We start from the raw sequence: 14,743 nt of genomic DNA, 5'->3' as shown, positions 1-14,743 counted from the left end.
CAGTGAGCGCAAAAGTGGTGCCGGTTTTGCGCTCACTGCGACAAATCAAAAGGTTAGACCAGCGTGCCTGCGTGAGATCACAGGACACGACAGTTGGCAAGAAAGTGCAGGCTGCCGCCTGAACCGCTCGGGGCCTGAGGCCCCGAACCCCCATTTTTCTTTCAATATCACGTTAAGGGGGTCTGGGGCCGACTGGCCCCAGCGAGGTGTGGAGGAGCGCTCCATGATCCTGTTGCACAACTGTCGTGTACTGTGGCGTCAGCTTTAACGTACGCTGATCTAAACCCCGTCATACAGGCTGATGTGTACCTTGCCCGCCCCTTCCGGACGATCGAGAATGTAGGTTGGCCGGGCCAGACCTGACAGTTGGGCATGGACTGCCCGCACGATTGCCCGCCCTTCATCGAGACTCAGGCGGAAATGGCTGGTTCCCGGAGCCGGGTCGGGATGATGCAGATAATAGGGTTTTACCCCATGGCGCACCAGCCCGCGAAACAGATCACACAGGGCCTGCGGGTCATCATTGACTCCCCGCAACAACACAGTCTGCGAGATCAACGGAATGCCCGCCACCTGCATCCGGCGCAGGGCCTGCACCACCTCGGGCGCCAGCTCCTGCCGGTGGTTGATGTGAACCGCCATCCACAGGGCCAGCCGTTCGGGATCACGCCCCTCCCCGGCCAACGCATCCATCATCTCGCGGTTGATCTTGTGTGGATCATGGACCGGCAAGCGGCTGTGAATGCGCAAAACCTCGACGTGCGGGATGTCTTCCAGTGCCTGCATGATCCGCCGCAACCGCCGGGGTGACAGCAGCAGGGGATCGCCGCCCGTCAGGACCACTTCCCACACGGCAGGCGTTTGCCGGATATAGTCCAGTGCCCGTTCCAGCTCCTGATCATTGAGGGCGTCGCCACCCGGTCCCACCTGCTCCCGCCGAAAGCAAAAGCGGCAATAGGCAGCACAGACATGGATCGGCTTCAGCAGCACCCGGTCAGGATAGCGATGGACAATACCCGGCAAGGGACTTTTGACATCGTCCCCGATCGGATCAGCCAGATCATCCGGGGCATCGTACAGCTCGGCGACCGATGGCTGGAACTGGCGAACCAGCGGATTCTCTGGCGGCGCATTGGCCATCAACTGATCAAGAAACGGAGTTGTGCGCACGGCATAGCGTGCCGCAACAGCCTCCAGATCGACAGAAGGGGCAGAGGATGACAGGCCTTCCGCTTGGGAAACCTGGAATGGCAGAGCGCGCTGTTCAGTCATGATGGCTTGAGGTACGCCCCTCTCGCGCTGAAATCAAGGGGCAATCAAACGGCGGCTTAAAGGCGGGAATGGTGGGGCTTTCCGAAATCGGGCCGCAGGACGATGCAGCCATCCCGCTCTTCCATCGCCGTCCGCGCCGGAATATCTGACTTTATTGCTTGGGCGGCCACGCTGCCAAAGCTTTCAAATGCCAGCAGGATATCATCCAGCTCATCGTCAGAAAGGGGAGCAGAGGTATCCATTGCCATGTCGTCTCTCCCGGGCACGGGGGTATGGGCGCTCGAGTCCGGGCCTGCAAACGCTTTCAGGGGCCCGTCAGCAGGAAATGACCCGCCGGGGATCACTGTGGCGCAAGAAAACAGTCATGGGAAGGGACTTCTACACCCCAGAGGCGTAAATGACCCAACCATAACAGAAATCTGGATAATTTCCGCCCCCATTGGTCGATAACAGGCAATTCCACTAGTGAATAAGTTGTCTCAGGGTGTAGCCCGTGCGAGAGCAAGGCGAATCGCACACTCCCGGAGCGGAAAAACACAGGCTCGCGTCACCCCGCACCCGTCGAGGGCCGCACGGAGGCCCTCGACACGATCACAGGCTCGCCATAACCCAGAAAAAAAGTTGGGAATAGAGGCTTCTGCCGCAAGGGGCTGGCAGATCAGGCTTCGGTCTTCTGGAAGATCGAGCCACCCTTGTCGGCCTTGTCCCGACCCGGCAGGATCAGGTTCAACACAACACCAACCAGCGTCGCCAGAGCGATGTTCGAAATGGTGAACGCCGATCCCAGACTCAGTTCCACCTTGCCAATCCCCATCACCAGAATCACCGACACGATGATCAGGTTCCGCTTGCGCCCCAGATCGACATGCCGGTCAATCAGCATGCGCAGGCCGGAACTGGCAATCACCCCGAACAACAGCATCGACACCCCGCCCATGACAGCGGTCGGCACGGTCTGGATCAGGGCCGACACGCTGCCCAGAAACCCGAACAAGGTCGCCAGCACGGCGGCACCACCGATCACCCATACGCTCATCACGCGGGTAATGGCAATCACCCCGACGTTTTCGCCATAGGTGGTGTTCGGCGGCCCGCCCAGCATCCCGGCCAGAGCAGTGGCCAGACCATCGCCCAGAATCGAACGGTGCAACCCCGGTTCGACCAGAAAATTCCGCCCGGTCACCTTTGACAGCACCATCTGGTCGCCCAGATGTTCGGTAATGGTCACCAGTGCCACCGGCGCAATGATCAGGATGGCCGACAGCGAGACGGTGAACGGCCCGGTCACACCGGGAATGGTAAAGGCCGGCATGGCAAACAGCGGCGCATTGATCACGGTGCTGAAATCCACCAGCCCGGCAGCAATCGAGGCAGTATACCCGGCAATGATCCCGAACAGCACCGGCACCAGAGCAAACACCCCGCGCAGGAACATCGTCGCACCGATGGTCACCGCCAGCGTAAACAGGGCAATGCCAAGATGGGTCGTCGAATAGGCCTTGGTCAGCGGATCATTCATCGCCATGCCCACCGCCACCGGCGCAAGGGACAGACCAATACACATGATCACCGGGCCGACCACCACCGGCGGCAGCAGCGCCAGCAGCCAGTCAATGCCCGCCCGCCAGATAAAGAAGGCGACGATGATATACACCACGCCCGACAGGGCGGCCGCGACCAGCGCCCCTTCAACGCCCGCGATCTGCGTCCCGGCAATCAACGGCGCAATAAAGGCAAAGGAAGAGCCCAGATAGGCCGGGATACGGCCACGGGTACAGACGATATACAGCAATGTCCCGATGCCGCTGGTGACCAGCGCCACTGACGGACTAAGGCCGGTCAGGTAGGGCACCAGAATGGTGGCACCGAACATGGCAAACAGGTGCTGGGCCGACAACGGCAGCCAGGCGGCCAGAGAGGGCTTTTCATGAATGTCCAGCACGATATCCGGTGCTGCAGCGGGGGCAGCACCATCGGGTCTGGTGGCGGAAGCCATGGAACGTCTCCGTTTTTGGGGGAGCGGCAAGGAGTATCCTCCTGCCAGATTGGGCGCTAACCTGCCGCAAATTCCCGTCCATCTCAATGGGGAGATGATTGCCCTGCCTGATCGTTCATGCGATGGTACGGCCCACCTTGTTTCCTCTGCCAAAAAGCAAAGTCAGGATCATGACGAAGACTCATCCCTTAATGCTCTTCAACTCCTATGGCCGCGAACTGTCCGAGTTCGTCCCCATCGACCCCGAGCATGTGCGAGTCTACAGCTGTGGTCCGACAGTCTATAACTACGCCCACATCGGCAACCTGCGCGCCTATGTGTTCGTTGACACCCTGCGCCGCACGCTGGCGTGGAAAGGCTATGACGTCACCCACGTCATCAACATCACCGATGTTGGCCATCTGACCTCGGACGCCGACGAAGGCGATGACAAGATGGAAAAGGCCGCCGAACAGCAAAAGCGGACCGTGTGGGACATCGCGGCCCATTACACCGAGGCGTTCCAGCGCGATCTGGGCCGCCTGAACATCATGTCGCCGTCGATCTGGTCCAAGGCCACCGACCACATTCAGGAAATGATCGCCTTCGCGCAAAAGCTGGAAGATCAGGGCGTGACCTACACGCTGGAAGACGGGGTGTATTTCGACACCTCGAAGGTCGCCTCCTATGGCAAGCTGGGTCTGCTGGATCTGGAAGGGCAAGAAGCTGGCAAGCGCGTTTCCGGCCCCGATGGCAAGCGCAACCCCAGTGACTTTGCCGTCTGGCGTTTCAGCCCGACCGACAAGCAGCGCCTGATGGAATGGCATACCCCGTGGGGGATCGGCGCACCGGGCTGGCATCTGGAATGCTCGGTGATGTCAACCAAGTACCTCGGCAAGATGTTTGACATCCACACCGGCGGCATTGATCACCGTCAGGTTCACCACTGCAACGAAATTGCCCAGAACCAGGCCCATGCCTGCACCGATCACCCCGGTGCCAACTGGTGGATGCACAACGAATTTCTGGTCCTGCGCGATTCAGAAAAAATGTCGAAGTCCAAGGGCAACTTCCTGACCTTGCAAACGCTGGTTGACCGTGGCATCCACCCGCTGGTCTATCGCCTGTTCCTGCTGACCGCCTCGTACCGCTCCAATCTGGAATTCACCTGGGAAGCCCTTGATGGCTCCCGCGCCAACCTGCGCCGGATGCTGCTGCGCGTGCAGCGCCTGCGCGATGAGGTCGGCCCGGCGGACTGGCTGCGCATCGCCAGCGAAGCAAAATATCAGAGTGGCGGCCCGTTCACCTATATCCGCAACGCCCTGTGCGCCGGACTGGACCGCGCCCTGACCGGCTATGTCAACGCGCTGGATCAGGCAATTTCCAATGACCTGCACACCCCGCAGGTGCTGGTCAAGCTGGGCGAAATTCTCGACCACAAAAAGATGCCCGCCGAGCAGGCCCTGCGTCTGGTGGCGCTGTATGATCTGGTGCTGGGCCTGAACCTGCTGGTGACCGACCCTGCCGACCTTGCCCTGCGCCCGGCGTCGGCAACCATCAGCGACGAGGAGATCAATGCGTTGATCGCCCAACGCACCGAAGCCCGCAAGGCCAAGGATTTTGCAGCCTCCGACCGCCTGCGCGACCAACTGGCCGAAGCCGGGGTCGCCATCAAGGACGGCCCGACCGGCACCGAATGGGAATGGGTGGTGGCAGGTGCCTAAAAAAACAGGATCGTGGAGCGCTGCTCCACACCTCGCCGGGGCCTTAAGGCCCCGGACCCCATTGACTTGATAGTGAAAGAAAAATGGGGGCTTGGGGGCATCGCCACCAAACAGGTTTGGGCGGTAGCCCGCACTGATCCCACCAACTGTCGTGTACTGTGGCGTCAGGTTTCACGCACACCATTCTAATTCTGCATCGCCTCCAGGAAGGTCGAGACCTGCTGGTCCAGCCCGTTGGCCTGACCGGAAACCTCGTCGGCGGCCATGTGGACGGTCCCGGCGGCATCGGCAGCCTGTTCCATCGCCGCCATCACCATCCCCATGTCGCTGGCCATCTGCTGGCTGTCTTCGGTCGCAACCCGCACGGACGAAGTGATGTCGCGGGTAAAGCTGCCCTGTTGGCTGACTGAATTCGCAATATCGCTGGTGATTTCCCGCATGTGCAGAATGGTTTCCACCACCGATCCGATGGCGATGGTGGCACTTTGCGCTGCCTGCTGCACTTCGCCGATCATGCTGCCGATATCGCTGGTTGCCTGCGCCGTCTGGGTGGCAAGGTCTTTCACTTCATTGGCCACCACCGCAAAACCCTTCCCGGCTTCACCAGCGCGGGCGGCTTCGATGGTGGCATTCAGGGCCAGCAGGTTGGTCTGGTTGGCGATGGTCGAAATCAGGTCGGTGGCCTCCCCGATCCGTTCCACCGCCCGCTGCAGCCCGGCCATCACGTCGGCGGTGGTTTCAGCTTCTTCGACGGCGGTACTGGCAAAGCCGCTGGCGTTCGCCACCTGTCGCTCGATGCCGTCAATCAACTGCACCAGATGGTCGGTGGAATTCTGGATCACGTCAATGTTGCCCATGGTCTTTTCAACCGCATCGGCGGCGGCGGCACTGCGGCTCTGCACGTCCCCCACCAGCCCGGCCATCGAGCGCGCCGACCCGGCCAGCTGGGTCGAGGCATCCAGCACCACCTGCGCCACCTGCTTGACCTGTTCCTCAAAGTCATGGGCCAGCTGCACATAGGCTGACACGTCGTCCCAGTTCAGCATCGCCCCCAGATAGCGCCCGCGCCGGTCATAAATGGCGTTGACAGCGTTCTCGATGGTCAGCCGCCCCATACGGAATTTGCCCTTGTAGGGGAGCTTGGAGGGGTCTTCCAGCACCCGCCGCACGAACGAGCTGTCACGATGGAAGTCCAGCAGGGACCGCCCCAGAACATCCTCGGCCTTGCAGTGCAGGAACGGTTCCATTTTGCGCAACAGCTCGAGGGCTGCCTTGTTGGCATAGGTAATGCGATAGGTTTCCGGCTCGCACAGCATCACCCGTGCGGGCTGAACCTCGACCATCTGCCGCAAGCGGAAGGCTTCGCCGACTGACTGGCGCAGCGTTTCCAGTGCCCGCGCCATGTCCCCGATTTCATCGTGGCGCTGCAAACCGGGAACCGCGATATCGTCGCTGCCATCGGCCAGGTCGAGCAGAGCCTTGCCCATCGTCTGGATCGGCCGGTAAATGGAGCGGGCAATGGCAATCGAAATCCCGGTCACCAGCAACGCGGCAGCGGCAGCAACGGCCAGCAGGACGGCCTTGGTGGTGGCCCGTGCCTGCGCCGCATCCTTGTCAGCTTCGGCGGCAAAGGCTTCGGCAGCGTCGGCGGTTCCTGCTGCCTGTTGTTCCAGCGTGCCAAACGATGCATCCAGTCCGTTCCATGCATCCTTACGGGCACTGACCGCCGCCGTGTATTCCGCCAGTGATTTGGTATAGCTGCTGATCTGGGCCGACAAGGTGGCCTTGGTGTCTTCGCCAAAGGGGCCACCAAAGATGGCAAAGTCCAGCTCGTTGGCTGTCTTTTTCAATTTCCCGGCGGCATCGTCATCCGGCGAGGTCAGGAACTGTTGCTCGAACCGCTTCAGCTTTTGCAAGGTCACGGAAATGGCCCCGGCATTCGGCCACATCGCCAGTTCGGTCTCGATGCTCTGGATCGGGCGGGTCAGCGTTCCCCGCAAACCGTCGGTGGCCGTCAAGCCAATCGCCTGCGTCGCCCCGACATAACGGGCAAACAGGTCATTGGCCTGATCAAAGGTCTGGTCAACGGTCTGCAGACGCGCAATCAGCGGCTGGCTTTCCGTTCGCGTCCCTGCGCGCTGAATCGCCTGCCGGGCTTCTGCATGAGCTGCGGCCAGAATGGCCTGAAACGCCTGCCGGGCGGCCTCCGGGTCATGGGAAACCTGACCGGCGGCCAGCCGCAAACGCAGGACTTCGCTGGCAATGGTGCGGGATTGCTGGGACAGGGCCTGTCCATGGGTCACTCGCTGGGCATACAACGTCGCATAGCCGTCACTGAGGAAATGGACCAGCACCCCAAGGGCCAAAGACAGCAATCCCAGCGCCACCAACGCATAGATGCGCAAGGCGATGGGAACCTTACGCCACGCAGGTGCAGAAGAAGGGGACAAGATATCGGGAGAGGGAGAAGGCGGCAAGGTATCGTCAGCGGTATCCGGCTGGCTCATCATTCTGTCCATTTGCAACATCGGCTGCCCAGCGATCCACCCCGCCCTGACATTGATTGTCCTGCAGGCCTGGGCATGTCCGAGACTGGTCGGACCATGGCAAATCCGGTGCCGTCAGTGTGTGAACTTTCCGTGATGACTTTCGTAGATACACGAATGGTTAACCGCTACCCTTTCGGGTATGCCCGCCATAACGCATTCGCAGCGCACAGAAAAACCGGTCACAGCAGATGGTGACTTGGCATTTTTTCGTCAGACATCCTATGATGACCAATACCTGACCAGCAGATGCACCGACCATGGCACAGCGGAGAAGCCCCCAGTGGATCACAATGCCCTGTACGGATTACAGCACGCTGAACTCGGCATCATTGTTCTCGATTCACACCGTCGCGTTCTGACTGTTTCCCCAGTCGCAGCACAGATGGTCGGCTTGCAGGCCGACGGGATGACTGGCCAGACCCTGGAACAAATCCATCCGCATGGCAGCACCGCCCGTATCCATGCCTTGCTGGATGCCGCCAGTCAGGGGCACAACGACAGCCGCACGTCGTTCCTGTTACCCGTTCCGGGCCGCCTGTTGGTCCTGAAAGCGGTCTTTCTGGTGTCATTGCCCGGGCTGACAGGGGGATGTTACCTGCTCTCCCTGCTCGATACCCGCCATGCCCTGACCCCGGACACAGCCCCTCCGCCTGCCCCAACGGTGGCCCTGCTCAAAATTCCGGTTGAAACGCCACAAGGGGCCTTGCTGATCGACCCGGCAGAAGTCCTGTTCCTGAAGGCCAGCGGACGCTATGCCGAAGTCAAAACCCTGACCGGCCGCCCCCGCCTGTGCAACCTGTCCCTGAAGGAACTGGAGGAACGCCTCGACCCGCAACGGTTCTTGCGGGTTCACCGGGCCTATCTGGTCAACGTCACCTTTGCCGCCGGATTTCGCCGACGGGGTGACAGTTGCGAGCTGGACATGGCCGATCAACCGGCATCGGTGATCCCCATCGGGCGCAGCCGGGTCCAGCTGGTGCGAGACAGGCTGGGGCTATAAAGTCGGACATGGCCTGCATTTGGTAGCCCCTCACCGTCTTTCATGCCAATAGACCGCCGTTCATTCTTCCTCCCCTTCCGCTGACCGCCCTGTCTCTGGCATGGAAAAGAGGCTCCCTCTCCCGCATCGTCAGCAACAGCGAGGACTACCATGAGCGAGGAGACACTTCTCAATCTCGACGGACTGGACCGTTACGTCACATTCAAGGGCATTGACTGCATGGGACTGGCCGATGCCGTCCTGAAGCGGACCACCGCCCTGATCGACGACCCAACCAAAAGCAATGAATTCTGGGAGCGTTTCAAGGTCAAGATGAGCGCGGCCTATGACCCGAACAGCCCGCTGGGAACTCCCGACCCGCTGTATCTGGTCTGCTCGCACACCTATTATCTTTACGACCTGTTCGAAGAATGGGACGACGAGTTGGGAGAGAAACTGGTTCGCGCCATCGAAGACACCTGCTGCTGATACCATTGCAGGGCATAGACCCGCAGCAGGCTGGAAAGGTTTTTGTCCTTTTCCCCGCTGCGGGTGCGGTCGATGTCTGCAATCAGGGCCGTCACCGTCCGCCCCTGCGCGGCGGCAATCTCGGCCAGAGCCTGCCAGAAGGCATCTTCCAGCGAAACCGATGTCGGGTGGCCCAGCAGGCGGATACTGCGCTTGGAGATTTGCGGGCCCGTGCTCACGCGTCCCCCTCTTCCGCCGCAGGCAGGGTAAAGACGACCACCGTCCCTTCCCCCGCAACGGACTCCAGATGGATTTCGCCATGATGGCGATCGACAATCCGCTTGCTTAAGGCCAGCCCGATCCCGTTGCCATTCCCGCGCCCATTGGCTCCGGCCTCTCCCCACTGTGGTTCAAGACGGGGGTGCAGACGCTGGAAAATCTGGAACACACGCTCGTTGTGTTGCGGTTCGATGCCGATCCCGTTGTCCTGCACGCGGAATTCCCACGGCCCGGACGGCAATCGTCCCGCGCTGATGCGAATGCGCAGCGGTCGCTGCAGGTCACGATAGATAATCGCGTTGTCCAGCAGGCAATAAAACAGCCGCTGAATCTGGAGCGGGTCCGCCTGAACCAACGGCAATGGCGCGATATCCACCGTTCCGCCGCACGTCTGCAAGGCAACCGCCACCTCGCGCACCGCCAGGGCAAGGCAGTCATTGCTGTCGCAGGGCTGGAACTCGCTGCCCCGCCGGTTGACCCGCGAGTATTCCAGCAAATCCATGATCATGGACTGCATCCTTTTGGCGCCATCAACGGCGTAGCCGATGAACTCCTGCCCCTCGGGGGGAACATTGGCGCTATAGCGGCGGGTCAGCAAACCAAGGTAGCTGGTTACCATCCGCAAGGGCTGTTGCAGGTCGTGCGACACCACATAGGCAAAGGATTCCAGATCGGCGTTTGACGAAGAGACCTGCTCTAACAGCGCCTGCAACTCGTTGCGCTGCCGCTGCTCCTCGCTCTGGTCGGTGAAAAAGGCAAATGCCCCGGTCACCTGCCCTGCCTCATCCCGCAAGGTGGTGGCATTCACCCGCAAGGGAATTTGCGTGCCGTCACGCCGGACAGCCATCAGGTCGTAGCTGCGGTGATCCTGCTGGTCGATGCGGGAAAACTGGCTGCGGAATTGTTCGACGCTGCTGGCCGTACAAAAACAGGCCGGAGTTTGCCCGATCAGGTCATAGGCCTGATAGCCCAGCATGTGACACAACGCGGCGTTGACCCGCACAATACGGGCCTCGCGATCAACCTCGGCAAAGCCTTCCAGCGTCGCCTCGATGATCTGCCGCTGGCGCTCCTGCCCCAGCCGGATCACCTGATGCTGGCGATCCAGTGCAGCCTGCAGATAGCGGGTATAATCCAGTTCGATCCCGGCCAGAATGTCACGGAACGACAGCAGGGACAGCAGCACCTGATCAGGCCCCAGAACCACCAGATGGCGGATTTTGTGCTGTTCCATCAGGTCATGGGCCTGAATAAGGGGCGTGGTGCTGGTGACGCTCAGCACCGGGTGCGAACACACCTCCTGACAGGTGGTTCCGACTTCCCGCCGACTGGCAACCAGCCGCAAGATGTCACGCTCGGTAATGATGCCATAGGGTTGGCCCTGCCGCAGAACCACTGCCGCATCCCCGCCACGATCGCGCAGGGTCCGCATCACGGCGGCAAGACTGTCTTCCCCCTGTACGGTCAGCGGAGCTTTTTCGACCAGCGACCCGACATCCCGCACGGTCAGATAGGCGTGTACCCCCTGACTGCGGATGACGTCGGTTTGAGAGATGACCCCGGCCAGAGCCCCCTGCTCGGTCACAACAAAATGGCGGGTTCCATGGTCCCGGAAACGAAGAACCAGCTCTTCCAGCGGCAAATCGGCATCAACGGTCAAGACCGGTGAGGTCATGACATCGGCAATCGAACGGCGGCCAGCGTCTGCCGAAGGCAGGTCCAGCGCCAGCGCATCATGTTCCGTCCAGATGCCGAGCGGAACCGAGGCCGCATCCACCACCACGATTGAGGAACAACGACGCGCCACCATCAGCTCTGCTGCCTGCCCCACCGACAGGTCGGGGGAACAGGTCAACACCTGCCGGTTCATGATGTGACGCACCGGCCAGTCACTGCGGCTCATGGAGAGATAGTTTGCCCAGTCGCCCTGCACCGGCGTCCCACGACGAGGTTGATCGGCTGTTATTGTTTCGTATTCTGCCACCGATACCACGCCGGGCTCCTTATCAGATACTCTGTCTTGTCTGCCAGAGCGTTGCATGGCACTTGCCGACGGCCAGATCATGCCCGTCGGGCCGACCCTGTCAGACAAAAGGACAAGAGGGCGACATCATCGCACATCAGCACCCGGAATGGTAGGTGTTTGCCCTGCTGTCCAGCATCCCGGAGCAGAACCGGCCCCCACTTTCCAGCCGATCCCACCCTATGCCAAAGACTGCAAAAAGCCTGTCATGGCGGTAAGCGCCTCGTCAAATGCCTGCACTTCGCTGCGCCCGGATGCCCGGCGCGGCTTGAACGAATGGTCGCCATCCTCCAACCAATGGAGTACGACGGACGGAGACAAGGCCAAAGGAGCCACCGTCTGGTATCCCCCCAAAGCATCCCGCGTCCCCTGACAGATCAGGGTTGGCGTTTGCAGGGCCCCCAGGTGCTGGCACCGCCCCTCCAGCGCCTCTGGCTTGCCTGCCGGGTGGAACGGATAGCCCAGAACCACCAGACCATCTGCCTGCTGTTCATCAGCAATCAGGCTTGCCATGCGCCCGCCCATCGACTTGCCCGCCAGCACCAGACGCCGGGGCTGCCAACGGGCGCGGACTGCGGCAATGGTTTGTCGCCAGCAGTCCAGCAAGGCCGGTTGCCGGTCCGGCGGACGACGCTTGCCGTCGGCGCCACGCCGTGCCGCCATATAGGGAAATTCGAACCGCACCACCAGCCAGCCAGCCGCAGCCAACCCGACAGCAAAGGTTTCCAGAAAGGGCGTATCCATCGCCGCCCCGGCCCCATGAGCCAGAATGATCACCCGTGCATCGGAGTCAGCGGGCGGCGACGGGGGCGTGACCAGCCATCCGGCCTCCCCCCCGTGTCCCGCTGAACCATCAGTCACGGACATCACACCACTCACCGCTGACCTCGATGAAGCCCCGGCTGCCGACCGTGGCCGTGAAATGGTATTCCTTGTCCTTGGAAATCAGCGCATGCTTCAGCGGCAGAACGCCGGAGACAACCTGTTCCTTGCCGCCCTGCGGTGTGAAGGTCAAGGTCACCGGAGCCGTCACGTCAAACCACTGCTCACGGCCGCCATTGGCCGCCGTCCCCTGCCCACTGATAGTGATCCGCTCGTTAAAGCGCACCCAGGTCGCCGAGCCGGTATAATTGCTGGTTCTGGCAAGAAAGCGGCGCGTTTCCGGCGTGGTGCAGTTGCTGGCAATCTGGGCCTGCCCGACAAAAAAGGCGATCCGGTCCGCCGGGACACCCTGTTTCAGCTTGGCCTGCACCTGGTCCAGAATTTCCTGAACATTGGCAGGGGCAACGGTCTGATAGCGGTTCTTCAGTTCCTGCAATTCCTGTCCGGTCTTTGCCAGCGACGCATTCAGTTCGTCAACCTTCTGCGTTTTCTCGCTGGCCTCGACGGTCAGCCGCTCGATTTCGCTCCGCAGGGCGGTGCCGTCCTGCGCCGCCAGCTTCTGCCCGACTTCGTAGGCATAATAGGCAATCGCGGCAGCCAGCCCCCCGACCAGCACCAGCTTAAACAGCCACCCCCAGAACAGGGCGGAAGCTTCACGTTGACGGCGGCTACGGCGGGCCATGGAACAAATCTCCTGTAAGCAACCTGATATATGGCGGCCCCAAACGGGCCTGAACCTCGTTGACGTACCGCCTTATTGTGACAACAACAAGGCAACATCTGATGAATTTTTCACAAAGCACCATGCGTGGAACGCACGACATCCCCAAAAACCGCGAGGACCGGGATCACCGTGCAGAAGATGTTTCAAAATACAAGCTGAGGATTGCCTTTGCGGAACGCCGTTGCTTCCTCGACCAGCCAGTCGCGAAAGGCTTCGGCTGCCGGGCGCAGCGGACGATCCCTGGCCCAAACCAGATAATGCCGCAAGGTTGACTCGCTGCTGACCTGAAACGGGCGCACCAAAGCGCCCCCCTTCAACTCGGCTTCGACCAGCGACCCCCGGCCCAGCGCCACCCCCTGCCCGCGCACAGCCGCATCCAGACACAGGGTCGAATGGCTGTAAGACAATTCTTTCAGCGGACGCAATCCGGCAGCACCAGCCCGCGCCAGCCAGCTGACCCAGCCATGCGAGCCGGTCGTTTTCTCGTAAAGAGTGTCATAAATCAACGTCTGCCGGGACAGATTGCTGGGGGCAGTCAGCGCCACCCGCAACACCGGGGCGCAAACCGGAAACAACCGGTCGGCAAACAGCGGAATGGTCTCCAGATCTCCCGGATTTTCCGACAGCCGGATCGCCATGTCCACATCTTCGGCATACAGATTGACCACCCGCTGATCGGCGTCGATCCGCACCGGATAGTCAGGATGGCGGGCCAGAAAACGTTCCAGACGCGGCATCAGCCATTTGGCGGCAAACGACGGCGAGGCGCTGATGGTCAACGGGCGGCTTTGATCCATCTGCCGGACCACATCATCAACGGTCCGCGCCATCCGGTCAAAGGCATCGGTCAGGCCGGGCAGCAGGGCCCGACCGGCAGAGGTCAACTCGACCGCGCGATGCATGCGGACGAACAGGGTTACCCCCAGCGTTTCTTCCAGCCCCTTGATTTGATGGCTGACAGCCGCCGGGGTCACCGCCAGTTCTTCGGCAGCGGCCACAAAGCCACCATGACGGGCAGCGGCCTCAAACGCACGCAGTGCGTTCAACGGCGGCAAACGTCTACGCATCCCTCATCCCCTGCTTTTTCACAACTCCGACACCTCCGGCGGGGCAAAAACCTATCATGCCGATCCCGCTGCGAGGACAAAAAAATACCACCTGAGCAGGAGAGGCGCTGCGTGGTGACAAGAGTATGCTATGAACGGCGGCTCATTTTCCCAGCCAGGATTCCCCCGGATGTCTGCCGAGTTTTGCGTCCCGCCTGCCCGCCCCCGCCTGTTTTACGTAATTGGCCCATCCGGAGCCGGAAAAGACAGCCTTCTGGCCTATGCCCGCCCACGGGTGGCTGGGCGACCGCTAGCCTTTGCCCATCGCTACATCACCCGTCCGGCCTCGGCGGGCGGCGAAAATCACGTTGCCCTCAGTGAAGCCGAATTTGCCGCCCGCGCGCTGGCAGGCTGCTTTGCCCTGACCTGGAACAGTCATGGCCTGTTGTACGGAATCGGCTGTGAGGTCGAAGACTGGCTGCAGCACGGCCTGAGCGTGGTGGTCAACGGGTCGCGGGAACATCTGCCACAGGCCGCAAGCCGTTTTCCGGCCATGGTACCGATTCTGGTCAGTGTCCATCAGGATGAGCTGCGACGGCGGCTGGAGGCTCGCGGGCGGGAAACCGCCGAGGGCATCGCCGAACGTCTGCGACGGGCCAGCGCCTTTCCGGTCCACCATCCCGCGCTGGTTCAGCTGGACAATTCCGGCCCGCTGGAACAGGCCGGAGAGCAATTGGTCCGGCTGTTGCGCGGCGAGATATAGAGCATTGCGCGAAAAGTGGGAACCGGTTTTCGCAACAACAATGCGGCAGAACAAAAGGT

Annotated in this window: 13 protein-coding genes; 4 read left to right on the top strand and 9 right to left on the bottom strand. The window is 61.3% G+C overall.

What is annotated here, in order from left to right; all coding sequences use genetic code 11:
- Positions 1-279: 279 nt before the first annotated feature.
- The 3 genes from BW995_RS15160 to BW995_RS15150 all read right to left on the bottom strand — a co-directional run bounded on the left by BW995_RS15160 (position 280) and on the right by BW995_RS15150 (position 3,268).
- Positions 280-1,272 (bottom strand): lysine-2,3-aminomutase-like protein, encoded by a 993-nt coding sequence (locus tag BW995_RS15160; RefSeq protein ID WP_084194884.1) that lies wholly within the window; start codon positions 1,270-1,272, stop codon positions 280-282.
- A gap of 56 nt (positions 1,273-1,328) precedes the next feature.
- Complete coding sequence (locus BW995_RS15155; protein WP_076401231.1) at positions 1,329-1,520, bottom strand: hypothetical protein; 192 nt, start codon at positions 1,518-1,520, stop codon at positions 1,329-1,331.
- 410 nt (positions 1,521-1,930) lie between these two features.
- Positions 1,931-3,268 carry a solute carrier family 23 protein gene (locus BW995_RS15150; RefSeq protein WP_076401230.1) on the bottom strand — a complete coding sequence of 446 codons (1,338 nt, stop codon included), beginning with the start codon at positions 3,266-3,268 and terminating at the stop codon, positions 1,931-1,933.
- A 170-nt stretch (positions 3,269-3,438) separates the two neighbouring features.
- Between BW995_RS15150 and cysS the strand changes: the two genes are divergently transcribed.
- Positions 3,439-4,971: a cysteine--tRNA ligase gene (gene cysS / locus BW995_RS15145; RefSeq protein WP_076401229.1), complete on the top strand. Its 1,533-nt coding sequence runs from the start codon at positions 3,439-3,441 to the stop codon at positions 4,969-4,971.
- Between the two features lie 185 nt (positions 4,972-5,156).
- Here the strand turns inward: cysS and BW995_RS15140 are convergent, their stop codons facing one another.
- Entirely contained in the window at positions 5,157-7,478 is a 2,322-nt protein-coding gene (locus BW995_RS15140; RefSeq protein WP_175617091.1) for a methyl-accepting chemotaxis protein, read from the bottom strand.
- A 322-nt stretch (positions 7,479-7,800) separates the two neighbouring features.
- On the opposite strand from BW995_RS15140, the gene BW995_RS15135 reads away from it, so the two are divergent.
- On the top strand, positions 7,801-8,520 hold the full coding sequence (locus BW995_RS15135) for a PAS domain-containing transcriptional regulator (protein ID WP_076401227.1): 720 nt from the start codon (positions 7,801-7,803) through the stop codon (positions 8,518-8,520).
- A gap of 150 nt (positions 8,521-8,670) precedes the next feature.
- Positions 8,671-8,988, top strand: coding sequence for a N(2)-fixation sustaining protein CowN (gene cowN / locus BW995_RS15130; RefSeq protein WP_076401226.1), 318 nt, complete (start codon positions 8,671-8,673; stop codon positions 8,986-8,988).
- Here the strand turns inward: cowN and BW995_RS15125 are convergent.
- The 5 genes from BW995_RS15125 to gcvA form a co-directional block, all read right to left on the bottom strand.
- A complete protein-coding gene (locus BW995_RS15125) occupies positions 8,913-9,206 on the bottom strand; it encodes a ribbon-helix-helix domain-containing protein (RefSeq protein WP_076401225.1) in 294 nt (97 codons plus the stop codon). The genes cowN and BW995_RS15125 overlap by 76 nt on opposite strands.
- On the bottom strand, positions 9,203-11,239 hold the full coding sequence (locus BW995_RS20310; RefSeq protein ID WP_175617090.1) for a CBS domain-containing protein: 2,037 nt from the start codon (positions 11,237-11,239) through the stop codon (positions 9,203-9,205). The genes BW995_RS15125 and BW995_RS20310 overlap by 4 nt, the downstream gene beginning before the upstream one ends.
- A gap of 210 nt (positions 11,240-11,449) precedes the next feature.
- Positions 11,450-12,136, bottom strand: coding sequence for an alpha/beta family hydrolase (locus tag BW995_RS15095; RefSeq protein ID WP_076401224.1), 687 nt, complete (start codon positions 12,134-12,136; stop codon positions 11,450-11,452).
- Positions 12,123-12,833 (bottom strand): TMF family protein, encoded by a 711-nt coding sequence (locus BW995_RS15090; protein WP_076401223.1) that lies wholly within the window; start codon positions 12,831-12,833, stop codon positions 12,123-12,125. Before BW995_RS15090 ends, BW995_RS15095 begins: the two co-directional genes overlap by 14 nt.
- Positions 12,834-13,018: 185 nt before the next feature.
- Positions 13,019-13,942 carry a transcriptional regulator GcvA gene (gene gcvA / locus BW995_RS15085; RefSeq protein WP_076401222.1) on the bottom strand — a complete coding sequence of 308 codons (924 nt, stop codon included), beginning with the start codon at positions 13,940-13,942 and terminating at the stop codon, positions 13,019-13,021.
- 169 nt (positions 13,943-14,111) lie between these two features.
- Here gcvA and phnN point away from each other — a divergent pair, with 169 nt between their 5' ends.
- Positions 14,112-14,684: a phosphonate metabolism protein/1,5-bisphosphokinase (PRPP-forming) PhnN gene (phnN, locus tag BW995_RS15080; protein WP_076401221.1), complete on the top strand. Its 573-nt coding sequence runs from the start codon at positions 14,112-14,114 to the stop codon at positions 14,682-14,684.
- Positions 14,685-14,743 lie beyond the last annotated feature (59 nt).

Source organism: Insolitispirillum peregrinum, assembly GCF_900156605.1.
GTDB classification, from domain to species: domain Bacteria; phylum Pseudomonadota; class Alphaproteobacteria; order Rhodospirillales; family Rhodospirillaceae; genus Insolitispirillum; species Insolitispirillum peregrinum.
This window is presented reverse-complemented; position numbering and strand designations above follow the sequence as displayed.